The following is a 12,595-nucleotide window of genomic DNA, read 5'->3' on the forward strand; positions in this document are numbered from 1 at the left end:
TTGCCAGAAAGACGATCTGTTTTTCCAAGACTGAGAAGATGCATGATACTGTGATTGGATTATTCATCAATCGTCATGAGTTCGGGCGAGCAGTATAACGTTATGCCCACACATCTAGAACACTACCCATCAGGGTTACAAAACAACCCCGATCGTCCGATATGCTGTTGAGAATAGTTCTTAGTTAATAGCTATCAATATTGTGTGGTGGCAGAGTTATGGCAAACTATCGATCAATTCTTTTGGCTGGAAGTATAGTTCTACTCGCAACTCCTGGAATTGCAGTCGAGCCAGAGGTTAAAACGTTATCGGAATGGCAGCAACCTGCCACTACAGTTCAGGAATGGCGATCACAGATTCAAGCACAGCAACCAGAGTCTGAACAAGAGCTAGAAGAAGAAATCGTGATTACAGGAGATCAGCAGCCGAGCGGCTATCGCGCTCCGAATGCGTCAACTGCGACTAAAACAGACACCCCAATTCGCGATATTCCGCAATCGATTCAGGTCATTCCGCAAGAAATCCTGAGAGATCAGGGGTTAAATGCAACGAGCAACTCTTTAGGAAATGCAGTTCAAAACGTGAGTGGGGTCAATAATTTAGGGCTTTATCAGGGGTTTGAAAATAGTTTAAAGATTCGAGGATTTAGAGTTTCGGCTTTTGATGGTAATTACTTTCGAGATGGAATTCGATACTTTACCTTTGGTGCTTTAGAAACGGCTGATTTAGAGCGCGTCGAAGTGTTGAAAGGTCCAGCTTCAATCTTGTTTGGAGAAGCAGAACCAGGCGGAATCATCAATCTCGTTTCCAAGCAACCCCTCCGCAATCCCTACTATTCGCTAGAGGGATCAGCAGGGAGCTATCGCGCTGTTCGAGTTGGGGCTGATTTTTCGGGTGCGCTAAACTCAGACAAAACAGCTCTTTACCGATTCAATGGCTATTACAAAGATGCAGGAAGCTTCCGTGATTTTGTGTCGAGTGAAGGGGTGTTTCTCTCTCCTGTCGTACAGTTAGCATTCGGGAAAAACACAACGCTAACGCTGAACGCAACCTATCGGAATGAACGTCGCACTGCGGATGATGGCTTTTTAGCGATCGGGACTGGGATCACAGATTTACCACGCAGTCGATTTCTGGGCGAACCTTTTCAGGAGTTTAGTGTCAATGATTTTAGTGTTGGCTACCTGCTGACCCACCAGTTTAATGAACAATTGACTTTAAGAAACGCATTTCGTGCTCAATGGGTCAATCCAGAGCGATATTTTCCGCTCCGCAATTCATTCGATGAAGCAACGGGTGATCTAGAACTTGCAACCTATTTTGCTGCAGGGGAATATCAGACAATCACGACTCAGACGGATTTGATTGCTAGGTTTTCGACAGGTTCAGTCAATCATCAACTGCTTGTTGGCGTAGACTACGGACGACAGAGGGATAAACCAAAATTCGCGATCGGTGATCCTTACCGCACAATCAATATTTTTGATCCCACCTACGATGGTGTGGAATATCCCAAAGAGGAACTTTATAACTTCTTCCGCGATGACACAATCAACAAACTAGGGATTTATGTCCAAGATCAAGTTGAACTTGCTTCTAATTTGAAACTGCTCATCGGTGGGCGCTATGATAGCTACACTCAAAACCGAAGTACCGAAGGCTTTGGAGAACCAAGACAAGAGTTTGAGCAGCGTGACAGTCGATTGAGTCCTCGATTTGGGATCGTCTATCAACCGGTTCCAGCGATTTCACTTTATGCCTCTTACACGACTGCATTCAAAGCAAACTCTGGAACAAATCGCAATGGAGACGGCTCTCCATTTAAACCGGAAATAGGTCAACAGTTAGAAGCTGGCATCAAAGCTGATTTAGCTCGTAATTTGACAGCGACCTTAGCATTTTATGATTTGCGTAAGAAAAATGTGACTACCGATGATCCCACCTCTAGCGATCCGAACGACCAGCTACAGACTGGGGAACAGCGCAGCCGAGGAATTGAATTTGACCTAGTTGGGGAGATTGTCCCAGGCTGGAAGGTGATTGCTTCCTACGCGCATACTAATGCGTTTGTGAGCGAGGACGAGTCAGACTTCCAGGATAAACGCTTGGACAATACGCCCAGAAATGCAGCGAATTTATGGACGACCTATGAACTTCAGCGCGGCAGTTTGAAGGGATTAGGGGTTGGTTTTGGGATGAATTTTGTGGGCGATCGCTTTGGTGATTTGTCGAATACTTACGAAATTCCAAGCTATGTTCGCACAGATGCTGCTATCTTCTACAACCAAGATAAATGGCGTGCGGCAATTAACTTCCGCAACTTGTTCAACACAAAATACTTTACAGGTTCAGATGAGAGTCGTCTAGGTGTGTATGTTGGCGAGCCGTTCACAGTCACAGGCTCATTGTCTGTTGTATTCTAGGAGAATTGGATGAACCGCGTTGCGAAGCATTTTCCTCAGGGTCACTGTATCTTTTACTTATGCTTGGGGTTAGTTATAAGCGTATTAGCTGTAGCTTGCAATTCCGATCGCTTTGCGATACAGTCACAGGCTCGCGGCTCCTTGGCGGCTTTTCAACCTGCATCAGAGTGCCGTCTAATCCAACATAGTGCAGGGGAAACCTGTGTCCCGCTCCATCCTCAGCGAGTGATTACGCTCGGTTCGCTGAGTTTGGAGAGTGCGATCGCGTTAGGGATTCAACCGATTGCTACTGTCGATGTTGATTTAACATCCCCTCAGCTCAAACGACAAGCAGGCTCAATTCTCAGTGTAGGAAGCAATGGTGAACCGAATCTAGAAAAGATTTTGGCGTTGAAACCTGACTTAATTCTGGGGTATGATTACCAATCTTCCATTTACCGCCAAGCTTCTCAGATTGCACCAACAGTATTAACCAAATTCAACCATAGCGGTGAGTGGAAAGATATGTTCACCTTCGTTGCTAGAACGTTGGGGCGATCGCAGCAAGCTGAACAAGTCATGGCGAACTACTATCAGCGTTTAGCAGAATTCAAAGCGAAAATGGGCGATCACGCGCAACCGCCTAAAGTCTCGATCGTCTACCTCTATCCTGAAATGATTACGGTCTATACGACTTCAGGCTTTAATGGCAGCATTCTCAAAGACGCAGCCCTCGCTCGTCCTGCCTCACAGGATATTGATACAGAAGCAACACAGCGTAAAGGCGGGATCAGTCCCATCCAATACGGAATTTCTAACGAACAATTCGATGCAGCCGATGGAGATGCAATTTTTGTGATTGTTGACCCGACTGATTCTAAAATTGGTAAAACCCGCCAGCGCCTGTTGTCTGATCCGCTCTGGTCAAAGCTGCATGCCGTACAGCAGGGAAAGGTCTATGAGGTTCTAGATTACTGGATTGGCAGCGGTCCTTTAGCGGCAAATGCGGTGATCGACGATCTGTTCAAGTATCTTCTTCCTTGAACTGGGCGTTCAAGCCGTAAAGTGCGATCGCAATCATACTCAGTGAACAACTTGTGTAAATCAAAGCAAATCCTGATCCAGGGCTAGAACCAAACATCCACCGAACTAAACCTGTTGAAGAAGTCATTGCAGGTTCGACAATCTGATCGCCGAGTGGTCCTGCAATCAGTGCCGCGATCGCGGATAAACACTGCCCCAACAATGAATTTGCAGCAAACACTCTGCCTTGCTCTCCTGGTTTCACATTGGTCATCCAAATCGCTGTTTCGGAACTTTCCATCAGTGGAAAGTTACTAGACGAGCAGAACTGAGCCGGGAGCCAAACCTGCGCCGATCGCCCTAGCCCGACGGTCATTTTGCTCAATCCTGCGCCTATCATCGAAACGAGAACGCCTCGTATCGGTTGCCGGAAGCCCCCCCAAAGTGTGACTGCGATCGCACCTGTGACTCCGCCAATTCCTGCTGCAATCCCAATCTGTCCTAAAACTGCTGCACTCCCGCTTGTTCTCGCTAGCACCATTGGGGTATAGAGATTTTCCCCTAAGTCATGCACAAATCCAAACGGCAACGTCAGCAGTAGTAAATTCCTTAAAGGAGGATGACTCAAGAGAAGCCGAAAGCCCGCACTCAGATCTTGCCAAAGATCAACCGGAGTCTCAGCTTGCTCGGGTTGGGGAATTCGGCGCGGCAGTAATGTTGCGAGCGCGATCAAAAACGTGAAGCAATCTATTCCTAAAATGCCATTTATGCCGATGATTGGATAAAGACTAGCTGCGATCGCGGGTGCAATAATCAAGGAACCATAGTGTAATGCGGAACCCATACTACTGACGCGAGTATACTGCTGCACTGGCACAAGTAAGCTAATGGATGCAGAGTACGAAAGTTCTTGTAGTTGGCTGAAAATACTCACGATCACTGTTGTGAAATATAGATGCCACAGTTGCAACGTGTGAGTGAGCGATAGTAAAAGTAGAAACATGCTAGAGAGAACAGCGATCGTATCTCCGAGCAGCATGAGGTGTTTCCGATGAAAGCGATCGACAATTACGCCAGAAACCAAGTTAATCAGAATGCGAGGAGCTTGGAAAAAGAAGCCAATCAAAGCGAGAGGAGTTGCAGAACCAGTGAGTTCCCAAGTCCACAGTTCGAGAGCAAATCCGGTCATGTAAGTCCCGATCGTTGAGACAAGTTGACCCAACCAGAGAATAATAAAAGTACGCACAGAGAAGTCGTTAGTGAATCAAATTGTCGGCTTTGCAGAAGAAAAAGAGCGTTAATTCATAGACTTGGATTCGGGGTGAGCAAAAGAGATGGCAGTTGTTCCAAAATCAGAAAGTTAGCGATGGGTGGCATTGTTGTACCAATCCAGAGGTAATAGTCTACGAAGTAAATGCGCTTTTCTTTCCAGGCTTGCGAAGCGTGGAGTAGAGGTTGATTTGCCCACCTGCGCTGGAGATTTTGGAAAGAGACGTTATAGGTCGATCGACCATCCCAAGGTAGCCAACTATTGACAAAAATGATATCCGCATCAATTTGAGCGAGGGTTTCTAAATCAATTTGGCTCCGTTCTGCCGATGAGGGATCAATCGTGGAGGGAGCCACAGGTTGAAAGCCGATTTCTTGTAGCAACTGGATCGCGTTACCTTCGTAATCCAGACTGATGTGATCCATCGTCGGACTGGTGATCACACTCAAAACCTTGGGATGAGTTTCAACCAATGAAGACAATTGAGTTCGGACTCGATCGAGGGCTTGCTGATGGGAAGTTAAAACAGCTTCAACGTTTTTCTCGCGATCGAGCGCTTGAGCGACGATTTTGAGATTACTTTGCCAAGTCTTTTCGATGTCGATCGAAATGGTTGGCGCGATCGTTGACAGCAATGGATTTTTCCGCCAACTGACATCCAAAATCAAGTCCGGTTTGAGTAACTTCAGAAGTTCTAGAGAAGGCGTATCGCGATTGCCTAGGTTGATCGGTTGACTGGTCACAAATTGACCCGCATAGGGGATTTGCTGGCTCGGATTATCGAACCGGGGCGATCGTACAAGATAGTAATCAGCATAAGCAATCGGCTGAACGCCGAGTGCTAACGCCATACTTAGTAACTTGGGTTCAAGAATGGCGACCTTCTGAGGTTTGCCACAGATTTGAGTCCGACCACCCTCATGTTCGACGTTGCGACAATCGGCTGAAATTGCCGACTGCGGTGTATTTTGCACAACACGAGGCTGGCAGGCAATCAGGATTGTGACCAGAAAAAACAACCCTAGCGATCGCAGAATATGACGCATTACCAACTCCAGCGATAGGTTAGCGTATACGCTCGTCCTCTAGAAGCAGCCCCAAAAGAATCATCAAACCCTGCACTGAGTTGATTTCCAATATTGAGATATTGATTGTTGAGGAGGTTTTTCACCCCCAAACTCAGCGTTCCATTGCCTAATTTGAGGCTGCTGATCAGATCAACGACTAGATAGCTCTCGATCCCAACTGGATCAATGCCTGCATTAAAGGCGCGGTTACGGCGACCGATATAGACTGCCTGAAGTCGATTGTTCCAGCCGGGTAAAGTTTCATTCTCAAGATAAGCAGAGAGCTTTAGCGGCGAGACTTCGTATCCTGTAATGGCGAGGAATTCCTGTGTTTCTGGATCTTCGCGTTCTCCTTCGCTCCAGGTCAACGTGCCGCCCAGTTTCCAGCGATCGCTAGGCTGCCAATCCACCGCGAGTTCTACCCCATAGTTGCGCTGAGGAGAACGAATCACTCGAAACTCATCACCAATATCTGTAAATTCGACGGTCGTCCCTAAACTCGAATAGCTATAAAATCCAGCCAGAGAGGCTTGAACATTCCTCCACCGACCGCGAATTCCTAGTTCATAGCTATCGACTTTTTGCGGTGCAGATAACGTTACATCTTCAGCAAAATTAAACCCTGCTGCGGGTTGCTGTAAAATTCGGGACAGATTTGGAAGAGAAAACCCTTGAGCAAAGTTCGTAAATAAACTCACTTGCGGAGTGAGCTTATAGACAATCCCTGCATTAAACACAACATCGCTGAGTGTCTTGTCTCCACCTTGGGCTGCAAACCCAGTTTCGCCATCAATCCAATTATCGACGACAGAAACATTAAAGTTGTCGTAGCGCACGCCACCGCTGAGAGAAAGCTTTTCGCTCACATCCCATTGAAGTTGAGAAAAGAGTCCCAAATTCTTAATTGTAAAGGGGGCAATCCGAATCGCTGAGCCAATTCTCCGCGCTCTTCTCCCGCCACTGCTATCAAACTCATCGACATCAAAGACATCGTAATTTCCTTCGCTATCTTCGCTAGAGTAGTCTGCACCCCAAAGCAGACTCAGATTAGAAGCTAAGGGCGTTTCTAGCTGCAATCGTCCGCCAAATCGCTCTGATGTGACCACCGATCGCCCAAGTACTAATGGACTATCTGCATCAAAGACGCGGTTATCAAACAGAGAGGCTGCGGTTTTGGTTTCTCGATAGTAGACTTGCGCCTGCAATTTACTATTCAGCACTCGATCGTGGCGATAGTCAAATTGAAAGAGGGTTCCCCGATTAAACGGATCGCTGCTATCAATAAATTCAACGGGTCTATCCAAAAACCGTGCTTTCTGAATCCCAGGGATCGCGCCTACAGTTAGATCGTAGTCTCCATTCTGGCTTTGTGCATCGTTGAAGTAGTTCGCCGTAATCTGGAATCGCTGTTGTGGATCGAGCTGAACTCCTAATTTTCCGAATAGATTCACCGAAGTACTATTCGCTTCGGAGTCTGCAAAGATTGGTGGGCGATCGCCTTCTGCATCAAATGGTGTCCCAAAACTATCGCGAGTAATCGAAGCTGCAAAATCGACATTACCCTGTTGTCCAGAAAATCCGTACTGAAGCAGGTTGCCAAAACTCCCCGATCGCAGATTGCCGACAGAACGCACTCCAATTTCCGCAGTCGAGACAATCTGATTCTGACCCGCGCGTCGAGTAATAATGTTGATTACACCACCGGCTGCGCCATCTCCATAGATTGCGCTAGGTCCGCGCACAACTTCTACGCGATCGATTGAGGCAATGTCAATCCGGCGGAGGTTCGCAACGGAAGTATCGTTATCAATGTTCGAGCTAATCGGCACACCATCAATCAAAACGAGCGGCGGGCGACCTCGCAGCGTTTGCGTAAAGCTTTGCTGAGCTTCGGAGCTTGCCCCTAAGCCTGGAACTAAGGTGCCAAGAATCGAAGTCAAATCTCGATTGACGTTAGACTGTGCCTGAATTTGTTCACGAGTGACCACTGTGACCGATCGCGGAACATTCTGCACCCCTTCCTCTGTCCGAGTGGCGGTCACGACCACTTCTTCTTCTTCGGATTCTTCTTCTTCGTTCAGGGCATAGCTCTGCTGTCCTGTTCTCAAAGTAACGAGCGTTTGAGGCAGAGCATTCTTACCGATGACGAACACTCGAATTTGATTACTCTCTTGGATAACCTGAACCAAGGCAATATCTGCTGTTGGGTTCTCTGCTTGAAAGCTCTGTCCTTCTGGTAATGCCAATCGTGCATTCGGAATTTCAGCAATTAAGCGATCGCGCTCTGCACGAATCGCACCGATTTTAAGAGGGTTGCCATCTGTGGTTTCGAGGATAATATCAAGCTCATTCTCACTGCGCTCTACTTTTACCGCGCTCACTTGAACTGTCGCCGCTTCAATTTGAGCCATCCATTCCGTCACACTTTTTGCAGGTTGACGCGGATCTAGATCGATTTTCTCCGCTGCACGAACAATCTGAGGTGTTGCCAAGATCGAAAGAACACTCCACCCAGCGATCGCCAATAACTGTAACTTCATAACTCACACCATAAGAACATGTCAGATCGCTGCTGCACCTGAACTCGTTTTAGCAGGAATCACTCTCAATAACATACCGAAGTAGGAGTTTATGCCGAAAGCAAAAAACTCCCAAATTCGGATTATTTTCGACCCAAATCCGGATCAGCGAGCTAGGCTGACGACTCCACACTGCTGCTGATACACTTTGGGAGTGCTGCCAAAATGCCGTTTGAACACGTCTGAAAACTGACTTGCTTTGCAATATCCCAGAACCTCTGCGACATCCTTCACCCGCATCGCAGAATCAATCAACAGCGATCGCGCTAATTTCATCCGCTCCGCTTGCAAATAGCCCAAGACCGTTGTACCAAAACAATTCCGGAATCCAGACTTCAATTTATAGTCATTCAGCCCAACTTGACGAGCTAACTCCAGCAGCGAAGGAGGATCACTCAGTTGTTCTAGCAGAATATCTCTTGCCCAATAGATTCGGTCAATCTCGTCTGATTTGAGGGGAGCTTGGGGGATCGGCTTCAATGGCTCACCTAGTGTTGCGAGACGCATTGCAATCAGTTCGATCGCTTTGGCTTCCAAATACATTTTGCGCGTTACGCCCTGATACGGACAATCCAGAATTTGCCGCAGCGTCGTCTGCATTTCAGGAGTCGTCTTTCCCATCTGCCAAAACTCGCGATCGCTCGGTTCTTGCAAAATTTGCACTAAATCGATCGGTAGCAAATCAAAGTCTTCTTCCACCAAACGCTTCAAGAATGTCGAACTGAAATGGATGTCAAACTTGAGAATGCGATCGCCCCCTTTCCACCGCATCATGCTGCCATCAAAAACATCCCAGGAGATACTCAAAAAATTTTGTCCAGCCCGAATTCCTTCATTTCGATTCATTCCCAGTAGGCAAAAACTCAATTCCAACTCCGGTTCAGCACTGTGATCGCTGGCGGAATACTCTACAACCAAATCCTCGACCAGTTGATAGTCATCTACTAACAGATTGAGTCCTTCGCATAAATTACTATCCCATCGGTAAACCCTGCCACATTCAGGATTGTCAAGGCTTAATTCGCGGGTCGTTGGACTAATGAGAGGTACATCATCAGCAGAAATGAGCAGAGGCATGAATCTAAACCGCAGTGAACGTCTGTAGGTTTGAAACAGTCAGCAGAATTTGTACAGGTTAGTGTAGAGTTAAATGCAAATTATTGTCAAATAGTTTGTCAGAAAAAGACTGCAAAGTAGCGGCGATTGCAGTCGAAAAAATCTGAGGGAGAAATAGACACAAAGCCCAATTGCGATCATACTCAATGCATAACTCGTATAAGGCAGTTCTCCTAAATCTGGTTTAGAAAATCCGTTTAGGAGCCAAAAAACTCCCGTTAGCAGTCAAAATCATCTTTCTGTCGCGATCTCAACACGGTAGACTATGCTGTGTTCTTTTTGGCTGTTCCGTTAGTGCGACGATGCAGAATGCTCTTCAACAATACAAACTCCTGCTCGCTGACTATCTCATGCCTCAATGGAAGCGCGTTTTGGGATTAGCGATCGCACTGCTCACCAGTATCGCCCTCCAAATCATCAATCCTCAAATTCTGGGTTACTTTATTGATACTGCTGTGCAAGGCGGATCGCAGCAAGCTTTACTGACTGCAACGATCGCGTTTATTGCGATCGCGCTTCTCACGCAAGGCACTGAGATCGCGGCAACCTTTCTCAGCGAAATTGTCGCATGGACGGCAACAAATGCACTTCGAGTGGATTTAGCAGAACATTGTCTGCGATTGGATCTATCTTTTCACAAAGCACACACGCCCGGAGAAATGCTTGAAAGAATTGATGGGGATGTGAATCTACTTTCTAAATTCTTTTCTGAGCTAGTAATTCATGTACTCGGTAACAGTCTGCTTCTGTTTGGAATTCTCATTGTTTTGTGTTTCGAGAATCGGCTAGCAGGAATGAGCTTGACGGCTTTTGCGATCGTGGCTCTGATTGCGCTATTGGCACAAAGATCAATCGCGATCGCGCCTTGGGCAGAGTATCGCCAAATTAGTGCTGAGTACTATGGCACGATTGGAGAACACATTGCTGGGCGAGAAGACATTCGCGCAAATGGGGCTGTGAACTATGTGATGTTTCGCTTTTATGAACTGCTGCAACGCTGGCTTCCGGTTTATCAAAAAGCGAGATTTGCTAGCACAGTCCTATGGTTTACCAGCGTGGGATTATTTACGATTGGCAATGCGATCGCGCTATTTCTCTCTGCTTATCTTTGGTCGAGAAATGCGATTACGATCGGAACGGCTTATCTCATTTTTCACTATACAAACCTTCTTGCAAAGCCAATCGAACGAATTCGAGAAGAACTTGAGCAACTCCAACAGGTTGAAGCAAGTATTCAGCGGATTCATCAGTTGCTCAACATAGAGGCAGCATTCAATGATTGTGGGCAGGCTGTTTTAAGTTCTGGTGCTTGTGCGATTTCTTTTAAGCAAGTGTGTTTTCGATATGAGTCTGAGAACTGGACATTGCAAAATCTATCGTTTCACCTGCCAGCAGGGCAAATTCTTGGAATATTAGGGCATACAGGCAGCGGTAAAAGCACGATCGCTCGGTTGCTTCTAAGACTATATGACATTCAGTCCGGTGAGATTCGTTTGGGAGATTTTGCGATCGCTGATCTCTCACTTTCAGACCTGCGATCGCGAGTCGGATTAGTAACACAAGATGTGCAGATCTTTCAAGCGAGTGTACGGGATAATCTTACTTTTTTCAACGATCAAATCTCAGATGCCTACATTTTAGAAACGCTTGAATTATTAGGCTTAACACCATGGTTACGATCGCTGCCGGATGGGCTAAACACTCAATTGGGAGCAGATAGCACAGGTCTATCCGCAGGACAGGCGCAGTTACTTGCATTGGTGCGTGTTTTTCTGAAGAATCCTAGTCTCGTAATTCTAGATGAAGCGTCTTCTCGGCTAGATCCGCAGACTGAAAAAATGATTGAAGGAGCAATGGATCGACTGCTTGAACATCGGACAGGAATTATTATTGCGCATCGCTTACCCACACTCCAACGCGTAGATCAGATTTTGATACTGGAACAAGGAAAAATTGTCGAATATGGCGATCGCGAAACGTTAACCCAGCAAGCGCACTCACAATTTGCTCGCTTGCTGAGGATGAGCGCGAATTAGAACGATTCAGCATGAAGTCGATGAATTTGCCGCAGACTCTTACAACCCACATCAAACAATATATCTATGTCAAACAGGACAGGCTCTATTCTTGAGCTTTTGTGATAACTCGACACATGCGCGCTGCCATAGCTAAGAATTAATGGCAAGTATATAGGGGTGAAATTATAATCAGACGCTCGGAACACTTGCCTGATTGACCGGGTTCACAAAAGAGCAAAATTCTGATTAAATCAGACTTAGTTCAATCTAATGACAATTTTTCTCATGTCAAATCCTGCGACACTGATAGCTCGCGATCTTTCTCTTGCTTATGACGGAACAGTGATTGTCCAGGATTTAACTCTTGCGATTCCTACTGGCAAGATCACCGCTTTAATTGGCGCAAACGGATGTGGTAAATCCACGCTTCTACGTGGATTAGCAAGGTTGTTGAAGCCTGTGAGCGGGGCAGTGTACTTAGATAGCAAGTCAATTTTTCAACGACCCACAAAAGAAGTCGCGCAACAGCTAGGATTACTGCCGCAAAATCCGGTTGCTCCTGAAGGACTCACGGTCAAAGATCTGGTGGCTCAAGGACGCTATCCGTATCAAAATTGGCTGCAACAGTGGTCTCCTCAGGATGAAAAGATTGTTCAGCGTGCATTAGAGATTACGGATTTAACCCAATTTGCCGATCGTGCATTAGATACGCTCTCCGGTGGACAACGCCAACGCGCTTGGATTGCAATGGCACTCGCGCAAGATACTGAGATTTTGCTGCTAGATGAACCAACAACATTTTTAGACTTAGCCCATCAGATTGAAATTTTAGATTTGCTGTATGACCTAAATCAGCGGGAAGGAAGAACGATCGTGATGGTACTTCATGATCTCAATCAAGCTTGTCGGTATGCAGATTACCTCGTCGCAGTTCAAGCAGGGCGAATTTTTGCAGCCGGAGATCCTGAATCTGTGATGACCGCAGAGATTGTACGGGCGGTATTTGATTTAGACTGCCAGATCTTTAGCGATCCGATCGCAGGAACGCCCATGTGTGTTCCAATTAGCCAGAAAGCGAAAAATATTGCGCGATCGTAAGCTCTAGCGCGATCGCACATAT

9 protein-coding genes are annotated in these 12,595 nt (G+C 46.6%); 5 read left to right on the forward strand and 4 right to left on the reverse strand.

The window, feature by feature from the left end:
- From J0L70_RS09365 to J0L70_RS09375, 3 genes are all read left to right on the forward strand, one after another.
- A partial coding sequence (locus J0L70_RS09365) for an IS1 family transposase (RefSeq protein WP_502711026.1) occupies positions 1-98 on the forward strand: 98 nt, incomplete at its 5' end.
- A gap of 120 nt (positions 99-218) precedes the next feature.
- Positions 219-2,423: a TonB-dependent siderophore receptor gene (locus J0L70_RS09370; protein ID WP_287454187.1), complete on the forward strand. Its 2,205-nt coding sequence runs from the start codon at positions 219-221 to the stop codon at positions 2,421-2,423.
- Positions 2,424-2,432: 9 nt separating this feature from the next.
- Positions 2,433-3,446, forward strand: coding sequence for an iron-siderophore ABC transporter substrate-binding protein (locus J0L70_RS09375; protein ID WP_287454189.1), 1,014 nt, complete (start codon positions 2,433-2,435; stop codon positions 3,444-3,446).
- Here J0L70_RS09375 and J0L70_RS09380 read toward each other — a convergent pair.
- The 4 genes from J0L70_RS09380 to J0L70_RS09395 form a co-directional block, all read right to left on the reverse strand.
- Positions 3,427-4,671, reverse strand: coding sequence for an MFS transporter (locus tag J0L70_RS09380; RefSeq protein ID WP_287454191.1), 1,245 nt, complete (start codon positions 4,669-4,671; stop codon positions 3,427-3,429). The two genes, J0L70_RS09375 and J0L70_RS09380, sit on opposite strands and share 20 nt — an antisense overlap.
- A 56-nt stretch (positions 4,672-4,727) precedes the next feature.
- Positions 4,728-5,741, reverse strand: coding sequence for an iron-siderophore ABC transporter substrate-binding protein (locus J0L70_RS09385; RefSeq protein WP_287454192.1), 1,014 nt, complete (start codon positions 5,739-5,741; stop codon positions 4,728-4,730).
- A complete protein-coding gene (locus J0L70_RS09390) occupies positions 5,741-8,302 on the reverse strand; it encodes a TonB-dependent receptor domain-containing protein (protein ID WP_287454194.1) in 2,562 nt (853 codons plus the stop codon). The genes J0L70_RS09385 and J0L70_RS09390 overlap by 1 nt, the downstream gene beginning before the upstream one ends.
- A gap of 144 nt (positions 8,303-8,446) precedes the next feature.
- A complete protein-coding gene (locus J0L70_RS09395; RefSeq protein WP_287454195.1) occupies positions 8,447-9,418 on the reverse strand; it encodes an AraC family transcriptional regulator in 972 nt (323 codons plus the stop codon).
- 341 nt (positions 9,419-9,759) lie between these two features.
- Between J0L70_RS09395 and J0L70_RS09400 the strand changes: the two genes are divergently transcribed.
- Complete coding sequence (locus J0L70_RS09400) at positions 9,760-11,493, forward strand: ABC transporter ATP-binding protein (protein WP_287454196.1); 1,734 nt, start codon at positions 9,760-9,762, stop codon at positions 11,491-11,493.
- A gap of 267 nt (positions 11,494-11,760) precedes the next feature.
- Positions 11,761-12,573 (forward strand): ABC transporter ATP-binding protein, encoded by an 813-nt coding sequence (locus J0L70_RS09405; protein WP_026148399.1) that lies wholly within the window; start codon positions 11,761-11,763, stop codon positions 12,571-12,573.
- Positions 12,574-12,595 lie beyond the last annotated feature (22 nt).

Origin of the sequence: Leptolyngbya sp. UWPOB_LEPTO1 (assembly GCF_017302695.1) — a bacterium.
GTDB classification, from domain to species: Bacteria; Cyanobacteriota; Cyanobacteriia; order Leptolyngbyales; family Leptolyngbyaceae; genus Leptolyngbya; species Leptolyngbya boryana.

Bases quoted from the DNA above. Each gene is read 5' to 3' on its own strand.
- J0L70_RS09370 (WP_287454187.1), top strand. From the start codon at position 219: ATGGCAAACTATCGATCAATTCTTTTGGCTGGAAGTATAGTTCTACTC.
- J0L70_RS09375 (WP_287454189.1), top strand. From the start codon at position 2,433: ATGAACCGCGTTGCGAAGCATTTTCCTCAGGGTCACTGTATCTTTTAC.
- J0L70_RS09385 (WP_287454192.1), bottom strand. From the start codon at position 5,741: ATGCGTCATATTCTGCGATCGCTAGGGTTGTTTTTTCTGGTCACAATC.
- J0L70_RS09390 (WP_287454194.1), bottom strand. From the start codon at position 8,302: ATGAAGTTACAGTTATTGGCGATCGCTGGGTGGAGTGTTCTTTCGATC.
- J0L70_RS09395 (WP_287454195.1), bottom strand. From the start codon at position 9,418: ATGCCTCTGCTCATTTCTGCTGATGATGTACCTCTCATTAGTCCAACG.
- J0L70_RS09400 (WP_287454196.1), top strand. From the start codon at position 9,760: ATGCAGAATGCTCTTCAACAATACAAACTCCTGCTCGCTGACTATCTC.
- J0L70_RS09405 (WP_026148399.1), top strand. From the start codon at position 11,761: ATGTCAAATCCTGCGACACTGATAGCTCGCGATCTTTCTCTTGCTTAT.